Source organism: Demequina capsici, assembly GCF_032102965.1.
GTDB classification, from domain to species: Bacteria; Actinomycetota; Actinomycetes; order Actinomycetales; family Demequinaceae; genus Demequina; species Demequina capsici.
Genome location: NZ_CP134880.1, coordinates 2,523,969 through 2,538,719 on the forward strand (window position 1 = coordinate 2,523,969; position 14,751 = coordinate 2,538,719).

Annotated in this window: 10 protein-coding genes and 1 tRNA gene; 2 read left to right on the top strand and 9 right to left on the bottom strand. The window is 68.0% G+C overall.

The window, feature by feature from the left end; genetic code table 11:
- Positions 1-340: 340 nt before the first annotated feature.
- A complete protein-coding gene (locus tag RN607_RS12050; protein WP_313542827.1) occupies positions 341-1,720 on the top strand; it encodes a S8 family serine peptidase in 1,380 nt (459 codons plus the stop codon).
- Positions 1,721-1,814: 94 nt separating this feature from the next.
- On the opposite strand, the gene RN607_RS12055 is transcribed toward RN607_RS12050, so the two are convergent.
- The 9 genes from RN607_RS12055 to RN607_RS12095 form a co-directional block, all read right to left on the bottom strand.
- Positions 1,815-5,690, bottom strand: a complete 3,876-nt coding sequence (locus RN607_RS12055) for a DNA-directed RNA polymerase subunit beta' (protein WP_313542829.1) — start codon at positions 5,688-5,690, stop codon at positions 1,815-1,817.
- A 24-nt stretch (positions 5,691-5,714) separates the two neighbouring features.
- A complete protein-coding gene (rpoB, locus tag RN607_RS12060; protein WP_313497527.1) occupies positions 5,715-9,194 on the bottom strand; it encodes a DNA-directed RNA polymerase subunit beta in 3,480 nt (1,159 codons plus the stop codon).
- A 360-nt stretch (positions 9,195-9,554) separates the two neighbouring features.
- Positions 9,555-9,938 (bottom strand): 50S ribosomal protein L7/L12, encoded by a 384-nt coding sequence (gene rplL / locus RN607_RS12065; protein WP_313497529.1) that lies wholly within the window; start codon positions 9,936-9,938, stop codon positions 9,555-9,557.
- 57 nt (positions 9,939-9,995) lie between these two features.
- Positions 9,996-10,517, bottom strand: a complete 522-nt coding sequence (gene rplJ, locus RN607_RS12070; RefSeq protein ID WP_313497531.1) for a 50S ribosomal protein L10 — start codon at positions 10,515-10,517, stop codon at positions 9,996-9,998.
- 317 nt (positions 10,518-10,834) lie between these two features.
- Positions 10,835-11,533, bottom strand: coding sequence for a 50S ribosomal protein L1 (gene rplA / locus RN607_RS12075; protein WP_313497533.1), 699 nt, complete (start codon positions 11,531-11,533; stop codon positions 10,835-10,837).
- Positions 11,534-11,604: 71 nt separating this feature from the next.
- Entirely contained in the window at positions 11,605-12,039 is a 435-nt protein-coding gene (rplK, locus tag RN607_RS12080; RefSeq protein WP_313497534.1) for a 50S ribosomal protein L11, read from the bottom strand.
- Positions 12,040-12,100: 61 nt separating this feature from the next.
- Positions 12,101-12,940 carry a transcription termination/antitermination protein NusG gene (gene nusG, locus RN607_RS12085; protein ID WP_313497537.1) on the bottom strand — a complete coding sequence of 280 codons (840 nt, stop codon included), beginning with the start codon at positions 12,938-12,940 and terminating at the stop codon, positions 12,101-12,103.
- 27 nt (positions 12,941-12,967) lie between these two features.
- The gene (secE, locus tag RN607_RS12090; protein ID WP_313497539.1) at positions 12,968-13,225 is read right to left on the bottom strand and encodes a preprotein translocase subunit SecE; all 258 of its coding nucleotides are present in this window, start codon (positions 13,223-13,225) and stop codon (positions 12,968-12,970) included.
- Between the two features lie 59 nt (positions 13,226-13,284).
- Positions 13,285-13,357, bottom strand: a tRNA-Trp gene (locus tag RN607_RS12095).
- Positions 13,358-13,525: 168 nt separating this feature from the next.
- Between RN607_RS12095 and RN607_RS12100 the strand changes: the two genes are divergently transcribed.
- On the top strand, positions 13,526-14,731 hold the full coding sequence (locus tag RN607_RS12100) for a pyridoxal phosphate-dependent aminotransferase (RefSeq protein WP_313497540.1): 1,206 nt from the start codon (positions 13,526-13,528) through the stop codon (positions 14,729-14,731).
- The last annotated feature ends 20 nt before the right edge of the window (positions 14,732-14,751 follow it).

Below are 14,751 nucleotides of genomic sequence, written 5' to 3' on the forward strand. Positions count from 1 at the left end.
TGGACGCTCCCGCCCACCACGCCATGAAAGTTCCCATGTCGGCACCTCCTTCCGTCGACCGACGCCGTCGCGCCTCCTATCGGCGTTGTCGGCACGCGTGTCAGCCTTCGCAAGGCGGATGAATGAAAGTTCACACCCGCCGCACGAGGGCGGTCGCCGCCCGCCTGAGCTTCGCGGGGAGCGTTGTCACGCGCTCGGCCCGCCGCTAACGTGTGGAGGTGACGGGGTCCAAGGGGGGCCTGGGACTCGCGCCGGGGTATACCAGCGGAGACGTCCGACTACCGTCGAGGGGGCGAAGGAGTCCGGACGTGGCGCGCTGTGCCGACCCGCGGGTGGAGTCGTGAACGTCGTGCGGCGCGCTCGCGCTGCGGCGACACCGCTGCTGCTCGCATGCTGGTCCCAGTGGGCGGCTGCGCCGCCCGCGACGGCGGAGGCCGCCGACGGGCAGTGGTACCTCGACGACCTCCACATCGCGGACCTGCACTCCCAGGGCATCGACGGCTCGGGCGTCGTGATCGCAGTCATCGACGACGCGATCAACACCGAGGTGCCGACACTCGGAAACGTCCGTCAGGTGCGCGGAGAGTCGTTCTGCGCCGACAGCGACGGCGCCTCGCTGCGGGCCCGCAGCGACGACCCGGCCCGGGCCCTTCACGGCACCACCATGGTCTCCCTCATCGCCGGCGACGGCACGGGCGATGCCGACCAGGCCGGCATACAGGGCATCGCGCCAGGCGCCGTGATCCTGTTCTACTCGGCGCGCGGCGCCGACGCCGGCTGCTATGACCGCTTCGGGACCGGGGACGCCTCCAGTGATGCGGTGGCGGCGGCCATCACGGCGGCTGCGGCGAGCAGCGCCGACATCATCGTCGTCGCGCCCTCGGTGACCACCAACCCCGAGCAGGCGTTGATCGACGCGTACGTCGCCGACGCGATCGTGCTCGCACCCGCCGCAGGAGCGGACGACGCCACGCACGCCTTCCCCGCGGCCAGCAACGGAGTCGTCACCGTCGGCGCATACGGACCCGATGGGCAGGTCTCCCCCGCGTCCGGCGGTGCCGCCACCGACGTCGTCGCCCCGGGGCTCCACCTGCTCGCGCAGGGTGACGCGTCAGGTTGGGAGGATCTCAGCATCGTCGACGACGCGTCGTATGCCGCCGCGGTCCTCGCGGGCGAGCTCGCACTCGCCATCGAAGCGCATCCCGAGGCCAGCCATGGACAGATCCTGCAGTCGATGCTTGCGTCCACGTCGTCGGGCGTGCAGCGGGGCCGCAACGGCGACGCGGGGTATGGCGTGGTCAGCCTGGCGGCCATGCGCGCGGACGACCCGCATCAGTACACGAGCACGAATCCCTTCCTCGGTGCGAGCTCCGCGAACGGCCCCACGCAAGAGAGGGTCGCGAGCGCGATCCTCGAGGCCCAGTGGGAGGCCGAGCACCCAGCGCCGACGGCGCCCACCGTCTCCGCGTCGCCGGCGTCCCCCACCGCACCTGCCGCGAGCCGCGACGTGACCGATGACTGGGACGAGCATCCGCCTGAGTCGGCTCTGTTCTCGTTGATCATGGTGGGTGTGCCGCTGCTGTCCGTGCTACTGGTCCTTGTCGGCGCGCTGGCCCTGCTGAGTCTGCTCGTCTATGGCACCGGGAGCCTGGTGAAACGCCGACGCGGACGCCGCGAGGCGGACCCCACGGCGGGGCAGGCCGACAGCCAGGACACCTAGCGCGCGCACCGGGAGGCGGCGATCAAGCCGGCCACCCCGTACGCACGAGGGCCCGGCCACCTTGCGGTGACCGGGCCCTCGACGCGGGTTGCGACTAGTCGCGCGGGATGTCGAACTCCTCGAGGCGCACGGCCTCGCCGGTGCCCTCCGAGAAGTACTGACCGTCCCACTCCTCGTACCCGAAGGTCGGGAACAGGCTGGCCTTCGCGTCCTCGGTGGGCTCCACCGTCGCCGTCCGGTACTGCTGCAGACCGGTGCCGGCGGGGATCAGCTTTCCGAGGATGACGTTCTCCTTCAGACCGATCAGCGGGTCCGACTTGCCGGACATCGCCGCCTCGGTGAGGACACGCGTCGTCTCCTGGAAGGAGGCCGCAGACAGCCACGAGTCGGTCGCGAGCGACGCCTTCGTGATGCCCATGAGCTCCGGACGGGCCGAGGCGGGCTTGCCGCCAGCGACCACCGTGGCACGGTTCGCCTGCTCGAAGCGGGCGCGCTCGACGAGCTCACCCGGCAGCAGCGGGGCGTCGCCCGAGTCGAGCACCGTCACGCGACGGAGCATCTGACGGACGATGACCTCGATGTGCTTGTCGTGGATCTCCACACCCTGCGAGCGGTACACGTTCTGCACCTCGTCCACCAGGTGCTTCTGAGCGGCACGCGGGCCGAGGATGCGCAGGACGTTCTTCGGGTCCACGGCACCGGCGACGAGCTGCTGACCGACCACGACGGACTCGCCGTCCTGGACCAGCAGGCGCGAACGCTTGGTGACGGGGTACTCGATCGGCTCGTCGCCGTTGTCGGGCGTGACGACCAGGCGGCGGGTGGCCTCGGAGTCGTCCACGCGGAGCACACCGGTGACCTCGGAGATCGGGGCCTCACCCTTGGGGGTACGGGCCTCGAAGAGCTCCTGGACACGCGGCAGACCCTGCGTGATGTCGTCCGCGGACGCCACACCACCGGTGTGGAACGTACGCATCGTCAGCTGGGTGCCGGGCTCGCCGATGGACTGGGCGGCGATGATGCCGACAGCCTCACCGATGTCCACCAGCTCGCGGGTCGCGAGCGAGCGGCCGTAGCACTTGGCGCAGGTGCCGACAGCGGACTCACAGGTCAGGACCGAACGGACCTTGACCTCGTCCACGCCCGAGGCGATCAGCGCGTCGATGAGGACGTCGCCGATGTCCGAGGCGGCGGTCGCCACGACGTTGCCGTCCTTGTCGAGCACGTCGGTCGCGAGCGTCCGGGCGAAGACCGAGGTCTCCACGCGGTCGTGCTTGACCCGCTCTCCGCCGGGAAGCGTCTGGGCGATGGGCATGACCAGGCCACGCTCGGTGCCGCAGTCGTCCTCGCGGACGATGACGTCCTGGGAGACGTCCACCAGACGACGGGTCAGGTAGCCCGAGTCTGCGGTACGGAGAGCGGTGTCGGCCAGACCCTTACGGGCACCGTGCGTCGCGATGAAGTACTCGAGGACGGACAGGCCCTCGCGGTAGTTCGACTTGATCGGACGCGGGATGATCTCACCCTTCGGGTTCGCCACGAGGCCACGCATACCGGCGATCTGACGGACCTGCATCCAGTTACCACGCGCACCGGAGCCGACCATGGTGTGGACGGTGTTGTACTCCGGGAAGGACGCACGCATCTCGCGGTCGACCTCGTTGGTGGCCTGGGTCCAGATCTCGATGAGCTCCTGACGGCGCTCGTCGTCCGTGATCAGACCGGTGTCGAACTGGTCCTGGACCTTCTCGGCCTGAGCCTCGTAGCGCTCCAGGATGGCCTGCTTGGTGGGAGGCGTCGCGACGTCGCCGATGGCGATCGACACGCCCGAACGGGTCGCCCAGTAGAAGCCGGACGACTTGAGGGCGTCGAGCGAGGCGGCGACCTCCACCTTCGGGTACCGCTCGGCAAGGGTGTTGACGATGTCGCCCAGCACCTTCTTGTCGACGTTGCGGTTGACGTAGGGGTACGACACCGGGAGCAGGCCGTTGAAGAGCGAGCGGCCCAGGGTCGTCTCGAGCATGAACGGCTCGCCATCGACATGGCCCTCGGGCGCCACCCAGCCGCGCGGCGGGACGGTGTCGCCGTCGACGCGGAGCTGGATCTGCGAGTTGAGGGTGATGTCGCCAGCGTCGAGCGCCATGAGCGCCTCCGCCTCGTTGGCGAACACACGGCCCTCGCCCTTCGAGCCCGGCTTGAGCAGCGAGAGGTGATAGAGGCCGATGATCATGTCCTGCGACGGCATGGTCACGGGGCGACCGTCCGACGGCTTCAGGATGTTGTTGCTCGAGAGCATCAGGATGCGGGCCTCGGCCTGCGCCTCTGCGGACAGGGGCAGGTGCACGGCCATCTGGTCACCGTCGAAGTCGGCGTTGAACGCGCCGCAGACGAGCGGGTGCAGGTGGATGGCCTTGCCCTCGACCAGCTGGGGCTCGAACGCCTGGATGCCCAGACGGTGCAGGGTGGGCGCACGGTTCAGCAGCACGGGGTGCTCGCGGATGACCTCCTCGAGCACGTCCCACACCTCGGAACGCGAACGCTCGACCATGCGCTTGGCCGACTTGATGTTCTGCGCGTGGTTGAGCTCCACGAGGCGCTTCATCACGAACGGCTTGAACAGCTCGAGCGCCATCTGCTTGGGCAGACCGCACTGGTGCAGCTTCAGCTTGGGGCCGACCACGATGACCGAGCGGCCCGAGTAGTCGACACGCTTGCCGAGCAGGTTCTGACGGAAGCGACCCTGCTTGCCCTTGAGCATGTCGGAGATCGACTTCAGCGGACGGTTGCCGGGGCCCGTGACGGGGCGACCACGACGGCCGTTGTCGAACAGCGCGTCCACGGCCTCCTGCAGCATGCGCTTCTCGTTGTTCACGATGATCTCGGGGGCACCGAGGTCGAGCAGGCGCTTGAGGCGGTTGTTGCGGTTGATCACGCGGCGGTACAGGTCGTTGAGGTCGGAGGTCGCGAAGCGGCCACCGTCCAGCTGGACCATCGGGCGCAGGTCCGGCGGGATGACCGGGACCGCGTCCAGCACCATGCCGACAGGCGAGTTGGTGGTCGTGAGGAAGGCGTTGACCACCTTGAGGCGCTTGAGCGCGCGGGTCTTCCGCTGGCCCTTGCCGTTGGCGATGATGTCGCGCAGCAGCTCGGCCTCGGCCTCGAGGTCGAAGTCCTTCAGACGCTGCTGGATGGCCTCGGCGCCCATGGAGCCCTTGAAGTACGAGCCGTAGCGGCGCGAGAGCTCACGGTAGAGCAGCTCGTCGCCCTCGAGGTCCTGGACCTTGAGGCTCGCGAAGCGGTCGAACACGGCGTCGAGGCGCTCGATCTCGGCGTCCGCGCGCTTGCGCAGGTTGGCCATCTCGCGCTCGGCGCCGTCCTTGACCTTGCGCTTCACGTCGGCCTTGGCACCCTCGGCCTCGAGCTCGGCGATGTCCTTCTCGAGCTTCTCGGCGCGGTTGTTGATGTCCACGTCGCGCTGGTTCGCGATGAACTTCTTCTCCTTCTCCAGCTCGTTGCGGAGCTGGGGAAGGTCCTCGTGGCGGCCGTCCTCGTCCACCGACGTGACCATGTAGGCGGCGAAGTAGATGACCTTCTCAAGGTCCTTCGGAGCCAGGTCCAGCAGGTAGCCGAGGCGCGACGGGACGCCCTTGAAGTACCAGATGTGGGTGACGGGCGCGGCCAGCTCGATGTGGCCCATGCGCTCGCGACGCACCTTGGAACGGGTGACCTCCACGCCGCATCGCTCGCAGACGATGCCGCGGTAGCGGACACGCTTGTACTTGCCGCAGCCGCACTCCCAGTCACGGGTGGGGCCGAAGATCTTCTCGCAGAAGAGTCCGTCCTTCTCCGGCTTCAGGGTGCGGTAGTTGATGGTCTCGGGCTTCTTGACCTCGCCGTGGGACCACTCGCGGATCTGCTCCGCGGTGGCAAGACCGATGCGGAGGTCGCCGAACTCGTTGACGTCGAGCACTGTCTATTCCTTACCTCTCGAAAGTCAGATCTCGTCGACGCTCGAGGCGTCGGGGCGGCTGGACAGGGAGATGCCGAGCGACTCGGCTGCCTGATACGCGTCCTCATCGGTCTCGCGCATCTCGATCACGGAGCCGTCGTGGCTCAGGACCTCGACGTTCAGGCAGAGCGACTGCATCTCCTTCATCAGCACGCGGAAGGACTCGGGAAGGCCCGGCTCGGGGATGTTCTGCCCCTTGACGATGGCCTCGTAGACCTTGACACGACCGGTGACGTCGTCGGACTTGATGGTCAGGAGCTCCTGCAGGGCGTAGGCCGCGCCGTATGCCTCGAGCGCCCACACCTCCATCTCACCGAAGCGCTGGCCACCGAACTGCGCCTTACCACCGAGCGGCTGCTGGGTGATCATCGAGTACGGGCCGGTGGAGCGGGCGTGGATCTTGTCGTCCACCAGGTGGTGGAGCTTCAGGATGTACTTGTAGCCCACGGTGATCGGCTCGGGGAACGGCTCGCCGGAGCGGCCGTCGAAGAGCTGAGCCTTGCCATCCGGGCCGACCAGGCGGTCGCCGTCGCGGTTCGGGTTGATGTGCTCACGCAGACCGTTGAGGACGTCCTCGTGCAGACCGTCGAACACCGGCGTGGCGATCGGGTTGCCCGGCTCCGCCTTGCGCGCGTTGTCCGGCAGGTGCTTGGTCCACTCGCCCGTGGCCTCGGTCGCGTCCCAGCCGTTCTTGGCGAGCCAGCCCGAGTGCGTCTCGAGCACCTGGCCGACGTTCATACGGCCGGGGACGCCGAGCGGGTTGAGGATGACGTCGACCGGCGTGCCGTCCGCGAGGAACGGCATGTCCTCCACCGGCAGGATCGTCGAGATGACGCCCTTGTTGCCGTGGCGGCCGGCGAGCTTGTCGCCCTCCTGGATCTTGCGGCGCTGCGCGATGTAGACGCGGACCAGCTGGTTCACGCCGGCGGGCAGGTCGTCGCCGTCCTCCTCGGTGAACACGCGGACGCCGATGACGGTGCCGGTCTCGCCGTGGGGGACCTTGAGGGACGTGTCGCGGACCTCGCGCGCCTTCTCACCGAAGATCGCGCGGAGCAGGCGCTCCTCGGGGGTCAGCTCGGTCTCACCCTTCGGGGTGACCTTGCCGACGAGGATGTCGCCTGCGCGGACCTCGGCGCCGATGCGGACGATGCCACGCTCGTCGAGGTCTGCGAGCACCTCCTCGGAGGCGTTCGGGATGTCGCGGGTGATCTCCTCCGGGCCGAGCTTGGTGTCACGGGCGTCGACCTCGTGCTCCTCGATGTGGATCGAGGAGAGGACGTCGTCCTGCACGAGGCGCTGCGACAGGATGATCGCGTCCTCGTAGTTGTGACCCTCCCAGCACATGAACGCGACGAGCATGTTGCGTCCGAGCGCGAGGTCGCCCTCGTCGGTGGCGGGACCGTCGGCGATGACCGAGCCGGCGACGAGCACGTCGCCCTCGTTCACGACGACGCGCTGGTTGTAGCTGGTGCCCTGGTTCGAGCGCTCGAACTTGGCCACGCGGTACGAGCCGGTGGTGCCGTCGTCGTTGGCGACGGTGACCAGGTCGGCGTTCACCTCGGTGACGACGCCCGGCTTGGTGGCCACGACCACGTCACCGGCGTCGACGGCTGCACGACGCTCCATGCCGGTGCCGACGAGCGGCGCCTCGGAGCGGACGAGCGGCACGGCCTGGCGCTGCATGTTGGCACCCATGAGGGCGCGGTTCGCGTCGTCGTGCTCGAGGAACGGGATCAGGGCCGTCGCGACCGACACCATCTGGCGCGGCGACACGTCCATGTAGTCCACGGCGTCCTTCTGCACGAACTCGACCTCGCCACCCTTGGCGCGCACCAGGACGCGGTCCTCGGTGAAGTTGCCGTCGTCGTCGAGCACGGCGTTCGCCTGGGCGATCACGAAGTGGTCCTCGTCGTCCGCGGTGAGGTAGTCGACCTGGTCGGTGACCTGGCCCTTGACGACCTTGCGGTACGGCGTCTCGACGAAGCCCAGCGGGTTGATGCGACCGAACGACGCGAGCGAGCCGATCAGACCGATGTTCGGACCCTCAGGGGTCTCGATCGGGCACATGCGGCCGTAGTGCGACGGGTGGACGTCACGGACCTCCATGCCGGCGCGGTCGCGGGACAGACCGCCCGGGCCCAGGGCCGACAGACGACGCTTGTGCGTCAGGCCCGCGAGCGGGTTGTTCTGGTCCATGAACTGCGACAGCTGCGACGTGCCGAAGAACTCGCGGATCGCGGCGACGACGGGACGCGTGTTGATGAGCGTCTGCGGCGTGATGGCCTCGACGTCCTGCGTCGTCATGCGCTCGCGGACCACGCGCTCCATGCGGGAGAGGCCGGTGCGGATCTGGTTCTGGATCAGCTCGCCGACCGCGCGGATGCGACGGTTGCCGAAGTGATCGATGTCGTCGGTCTCGACGGTGATCTCACCGTCGGCCGTCGCCAGCTTCTGCATTCCGGCGTGGGCGGCGGCGATGTACTTGACGGTCGACACGATGTCGTCGATGCCCAGGGTGGAGTCGCCGAGGACCTTGGACAGGCCGAGCTTCTTGTTCAGCTTGAAGCGGCCGACCTTCGCGAGGTCGTAGCGCTTGGAGTTGAAGTAGAAGTTGTCGAGCAGGTTCTGACCCGCCTCGACCGTGGGGGGCTCGCCCGGACGCAGCTTGCGGTAGAGGTCGACGAGCGCCTCCTCCTGCGTGTGGACGGTGTCCTTGGCCAGCGTCTCGAGCACGGCCGGGAACTCGGCGAACTCCTCGGCGATCTGCTCGTCGGTGAGGCCGAGCGCCTTGAGGAACAGCGTGACGGGCTGCTTGCGCTTGCGGTCGACGCGGACGCCGACGGCGTCACGCTTGTCGATCTCGAACTCGAGCCAGGCGCCGCGTGACGGGATCACCTTGGCGGTGAAGATGTCCTTGTCGGACGTCTTGTCGGGGGTGCGCTCGAAGTACACGCCGGGCGAGCGGACCAGCTGCGAGACGACGACGCGCTCGGTGCCGTTGACGATGAACGTGCCGCGCGGGGACATGAGCGGGAAGTCGCCCATGAAGACCGTCTGCGACTTGATCTCGCCGGTCGTGTTGTTCATGAACTCGGCCGTCACGAAGAGCTGCGCGGAGTAGGTGAAGTCCTTCTCCTTGCACTCCTCGGGAGTGTGGCGCGGCTCCTCGAAGTACGGGTCCGAGAAGCTCAGCGACATGGTCTGGCCGAAGTCCTCGATCGGGGAGATCTCCTCGAAGATCTCCTCGAGGCCTGCGACCTCGGGGACGTCGTTGCGGCCGGCAGCCTTGGCCGCGGCGACGCGGTCCTGCCATGCCTGGTTGCCGAGCAGCCAGTCGAACGACTCGGTCTGCAGACCGATGAGGTTGGGGACCTCGATCGGCTCAGCGAGCTGTGCGAAGGAGATGCGCCGTGATGCGGAGCGGTTGGAGATGGCGGTGGCCGAAGGGGTGCGCGAGGCAGCCAAGGACGGGTCCTTCCCTGTGGTGATCGTGCGTGTACACGTCGTCCAGCCACAGCTCCACCGGACCCCGGGGCGTTTCCGTCAGGTGACGGGCGCACGCCGGGTAGGCATCTGAGGGCAGGGCAAAAGACAGCGCGGTCGCTAGACTAACGCGGAAACGAGCGATTGTCCACCTCGCTCGGACCTGCGTCAAGAGTGGCGCGCGGTTCGGTTGAGAAATGTGATCCGTGGCCCCATCGTGTGGACACACCGATGAAGGGCCCAGGAAGAGCGGGCGACGCGCGTCAGCACGCCCGCCGAACGACGAAGGCCGGGCCGCCCCGCTGGGGACGACCCGACCTTCAGTGCGTCAGTGCGCTGAGCTTACTTGAGCTCGACGGTGGCGCCGGCGGCCTCGAGCTGAGCCTTGGCCTTCTCGGCGTCCTCCTTCTTGGCACCCTCGAGGACGGCCTTGGGGGCCTCGTCGACGAGAGCCTTCGCCTCGCCCAGGCCGAGGGAGGTCAGCGCGCGGACCTCCTTGATGACCTGGATCTTCTTGTCGCCGACGGCGGCGAGGATGACGTCGAACTCGTCCTTCTCCTCGACCTCGGCGGCGGCCTCCGCGGGGGCGGCGGCGACGGCGACGGCGGCCGGAGCGGCGGCGGTGACCTCGAAGGTCTCCTCGAACGCCTTCACGAACTCGGAGAGCTCGATGAGCGAGAGCTCCTTGAACGCGTCGATGAGCTGCTCGGTGGTGAGCTTAGCCATGGTGGTTTCCTTACTCTTGGCCTGCGTGAGGCAGTGTGGGTTTCGGGGGTGCGGCCGTCAGGCCGCGTCTTCCTGCTTCGCACGCAGGGCGTCGACGGCGCGCGCTGCCTGAGCGAGCGGCGCCTGGAACAGGTATGCAGCACCAAAGAGCGACGCCTTCATGGCGCCTGCAGCCTTGGCCAGCAGCACTTCGCGGGACTCGAGGTCCGCCAGCTTCTTGACCTCGTCAGCCGAGATCAGGTTGCCCTCGAGAACGCCGCCCTTGATGACGAGCTTGTCGTTCTCCTTGGCAAAAGCCTTCAGACCCTTTGCAGCCTCCACCGGGTCACCGGTGACGAATGCAATGGCCGTGGGGCCGACGAGAAGGTCGTCGAGACCCTCCACACCGGCATCCTTGGCCGCGAGCGCCGTGAGAGTGTTCTTGGCGACCACGTAGGTCGCCTCGCCGCGGAGCGCACCGCGCAGCTTCGCAAGCTGCGGGACGCTGAGGCCGCGGTACTCGGTGAGATACACAGCGTCGGAGGCACGGAACTTGTCCGCGAGCTCCTTGACTGCGGCCACCTTGTCGGGCGTCGCCATAGTTGTCCTTTCAGGGAAAGTGACCACCGGCACCCGCTCCACAACGACGAAAGGCCCCGCGCAGGCGGGGCCGTGGCTCTCACGGGGCGAACACACGAAAGGCGGCCGCAAGGCCGCCCAAGGGTTCGCGCACGTGGCGCTACTTTCTCACCTGCGCTGGTCCCCGCGTCACGCGGAGCTTCGGTCGTTTCCGGCGAACCGGACCCGACGACCGGCGGTCTTGGGCGTGCCAACCTTACGGGAGCATCCCCTGAGATGCAAATCGGGCCCGACCCCTGCGGGGGTCGGGCCCGATCGAGCCAGGTATCAGGCTTGGCTTACGCCTCAGGCTTCGCGAGGGCGTCCACGGGGATGCCGGGGCCCTGGGTCGCGGAGATCGATGCCTTCTGGATGTAGCGGCCCTTGGATGCGGACGGCTTCACACGCATGACCTCGTCGAGGATCGCCTGGTAGTTCTCCACCAGCTTGGCGTCGCCGAACGAAGCCTTGCCGAGGATGGAGTGCAGGTTCGCGTGCTTGTCGACACGGAACTCGATCTTTCCACCCTTGATGTCGGTCACGGCCTTGGCCACGTCCATGGTGACGGTTCCGGTCTTGGGGTTCGGCATGAGGCCACGGGGGCCCAGCACCTTGCCCAGTCGACCGACCTTGCCCATCAGGTCCGGCGTCGCGACGACGACGTCGAAGTCCTGGCGGCCGTCGGCCACCTCGGCGATGAGCTCGTCGCCGCCGACGATGTCGGCACCTGCCTCGCGAGCGGCATCCGCCTTGTCACCGTTGGCGAAGACCAGGACCCGAGCGGTCTTGCCGGTGCCGTTGGGCAGGATGACGGTGGAACGGACCATCTGGTCGGCGTGACGCGGGTCGACGCCGAGCTTGAACACGACGTCGATGGTCGAGTCGGTGTTCTTGGAGCCCGTCTTGATCGCGAGGCGGACGGCCTCTGCGGGGGTGTACAGCTGGCTACGGTCGACGAGCTGGGCTGCGTCGCGGAAAGCCTTGGAGCGCTTGGTCATCTGCGTTGTCCTTTGCAGTCGTGGTGGCGGGCCAGCGCGGCCCTCCCACTGGAGAAGTCTTGAGAGCGGTCTTACTCGACCGTGATGCCCATGGAGCGGGCGGTGCCGGCGATGATCTTCGCCGCGGCGTCGATGTCGTTCGCGTTGAGGTCCTCCATCTTCGCCTGAGCGATCTCGCGCACCTGAGCGTCGGTCAGCTTGCCGACCTTCTGGGTGTGCGGGACGCCGGAGCCCTTGGCGACGCCAGCAGCCTTCTTGATGAGCTGCGACGCCGGCGGGGTCTTCGTGATGAAGGTGAACGTGCGGTCCTCGTAGACCGTGATCTCCACCGGGATGATGTTGCCACGCTGCGACTCGGTGGCCGCGTTGTAGGCCTTGCAGAACTCCATGATGTTCACGCCGTGCTGGCCCAGTGCGGGTCCGACAGGCGGAGCAGGGTTCGCGGCACCGGCCTGGATCTGAAGCTTGATCAGGCCGGCAACCTTCTTCTTCTTAGGGGCTGCCATGTTCTTTCGGGTCCTTTACTTGCTTGGATGGCGGCTGGCCGCCGCCACGTGCGTCGTCCGCCTAGAGCTTCTGCACCTGGGTGAACGACAGCTCGACCGGGGTCTCCCGGCCGAAGATGGAGACGAGGACGTGGAGCTTCTGGCTCTCCACGCTGATCTCGGAGATGGTGCCGGGCAGGGTCGCGAAAGGACCGTCGATGACGGTGATCGACTCGCCGACCTCGAACTCGACCTCGACGGTCTGCTTCGGCGCGGGTGCGTCGCCGGACTCGGCTGCGGCCTGGGACTCGGGGCCCACGAGCATGCTGTAGACCTCGTCGATGGTCAGCGGCACCGGCTGGTGCGCGTGGCCGACGAAGCCGGTGACGCCAGGCGTGTTGCGCACGGTGCCCCAGGACTCGTCCGTGAGGTACATGCGGACCAGCACGTATCCGGGCATCCGCACGCGGACGACCTTCTTGCGCTGGCCGTTCTTGATCTCGGCGACCTCCTCCATCGGGACCTCGACCTGGAAGATGTAGTCCTCCATGTTGAGGCTCTCGCGACGGTGCTCGATCGCCTGCTTCACACGCTTCTCGTGGCCCGAGTAGCTGTGGACCACATACCAGTCGCCCTCCTGCATGCGCAGCGAGGCGCGAAGGTCGTCCTCAGCCGACGGGGCCGCGTCCTCGACGACCTCGGAAACGGCGGCCTCCTCGGCAGGCGTCTCGGGCTCGCTCGGCACGGAGTCGTCGTCGCCCTCCACCACGGCGTCGACCGGAGCGTCGTCGAGCTCGGCGTCGTCGACGGCGGGCGCGAGGGCCTCCTCGGCGGCCTCCACGGCGTCCACGAGCTGCGCGTCGGTCTCGGCCAGGTCGGCCTCGGCAGCGCTCAGCGCCTCGTCGATCTTGTCGTCACTCACGTCTCTCTCGACTCCTTCACTCGCCGGCTATGCGCCGAACACCTTCGATACGCCCCAGCCGAACACGAGATCGAGCACGAACGAGAGCCCCATCATCACGGCGACGAACGCAAGCACGACGCCGATGAGACGGATCCACTCGTGACGCGTAGGCGTCACGACCAGACGAAGCTGCGACACGACCTGACGCACGAACAGCGCGATGCGACCGAAGACGTTGCGACCCTCGCGCGACTCGTGCCGCGGGTCCTTGTCTCCGGTGTCGGTCACGACGGATTCGCTCACCGATCAGTCCTTTGCTTGCGTGATGTGTGGGGGGTTGCGGAAGACACGTCCGCTGAACGCAGGGCAGGAGGGACTCGAACCCCCAACCGTCGGTTTTGGAGACCGATGCGCTACCAATTGCGCCACTGCCCTTCGGGGGTTGGGCCCCGAGGCTCTTGACCACCGACCCGCACCAGGGCGCGGACCATCATGGCTTCTGTCAAGTGCCGAGGAGCCATAGTACGTGGTTTCCGCTCTAGATGCGAACCTGGGCCTGGAGGACCGGATCCTCACGCGCGCGAGGGGTGGAACAATGGTCGCATGACTGCTCCCGCCCGCCGTGTCTCTGCTCGCCTCGGTGCCATCGCGCCGTCCGCCACGCTCGCCGTGGACTCCAAGGCCAAGGCCCTCAAGGCCGCGGGCCGCCCCGTGATCGGATTCGGCGCGGGAGAGCCCGACTTCCCCACGCCCGACTACATCGTCGAGGCGGCGGTGGCCGCGGCTCGGGATCCTCGCAACCACCGATACACCCCCGCGGGCGGCCTTCCCGAGCTGAAGCAGGCGATCGCCGCCAAGACCCTGCGCGACTCGGGCTACGAGATCGACCCCGCGAGCGTCCTTGTGACCAACGGCGGCAAGCAGGCTGTCTTCCAGGCCTTCGCCGCGATCCTCGACCCGGGCGACGAGGTCCTGCTGCCCGCGCCGTACTGGACCACCTACCCCGAGGCGATCTCCCTCGCTGGCGCCACGCCCGTCGAGGTGTTCGCAGGCGCCGACCAGGACTATCTGGTGACGGTCGAGCAGCTCGAGGCCGCGCGGACCGACGCCACCAAGGCGCTTCTCTTCTGCTCGCCGTCCAACCCGACCGGCGCCGTCTACTCCGCCGAGCAGACCAAGGCGATCGGCGAGTGGGCGCTCGAGCACGGCATCTGGGTCATCACCGACGAGATCTACGAGCACCTGCTGTACGAGGACGCGGTCTTCTCCCCGATCCTCAGGCTCGTGCCGGAGCTCGCCGACCAGACCATCGTCCTCAACGGCGTCGCCAAGACCTACGCCATGACCGGATGGCGCGTGGGCTGGATGGTCGGGCCCATGGACGTCATCAAGGCCGCCGGCAACTTCCAGTCGCACCTGACGTCCAACGTCGCCAACGTCTCGCAGCGCGCGGCGATCGCCGCCCTCGAGGGAAGCCTCGACGCGGTCCACGAGATGCGCGTCGCGTTCGACCGCCGCCGCCAGACCATGGTGTCGATGCTGCGCGCGATCGACGGCGTCGTCTGCCCCACCCCCAAGGGCGCCTTCTACGCGTACCCGTCGGTCGAGGGCGTCATCGGCCGCACCGTGCGCGGCAAGGAGATCACCTCCAGCGCCGACCTCGCGGGCGTCATCCTCGACGAGGTCGAGGTGGCCGTGGTGCCAGGCGAGGCGTTCGGTCCTTCCGGGTTCCTGCGCCTCAGCTACGCGCTCGGCGACGCGGACCTGGCCGAGGGCGTCGGCCGGATCCAGTCGCTGCTCGCGGAGTAGGCGACGCCGGCGGGCGAGGG

Bases quoted from the DNA above. Each gene is read 5' to 3' on its own strand.
- rplJ (WP_313497531.1), bottom strand. From the start codon at position 10,517: ATGGCGACGCCCGACAAGGTGGCCGCAGTCAAGGAGCTCGCGGACAAG.
- rplK (WP_313497534.1), bottom strand. From the start codon at position 12,039: ATGGCAGCCCCTAAGAAGAAGAAGGTTGCCGGCCTGATCAAGCTTCAG.
- rplA (WP_313497533.1), bottom strand. From the start codon at position 11,533: ATGACCAAGCGCTCCAAGGCTTTCCGCGACGCAGCCCAGCTCGTCGAC.
- RN607_RS12100 (WP_313497540.1), top strand. From the start codon at position 13,526: ATGACTGCTCCCGCCCGCCGTGTCTCTGCTCGCCTCGGTGCCATCGCG.
- rplL (WP_313497529.1), bottom strand. From the start codon at position 9,938: ATGGCTAAGCTCACCACCGAGCAGCTCATCGACGCGTTCAAGGAGCTC.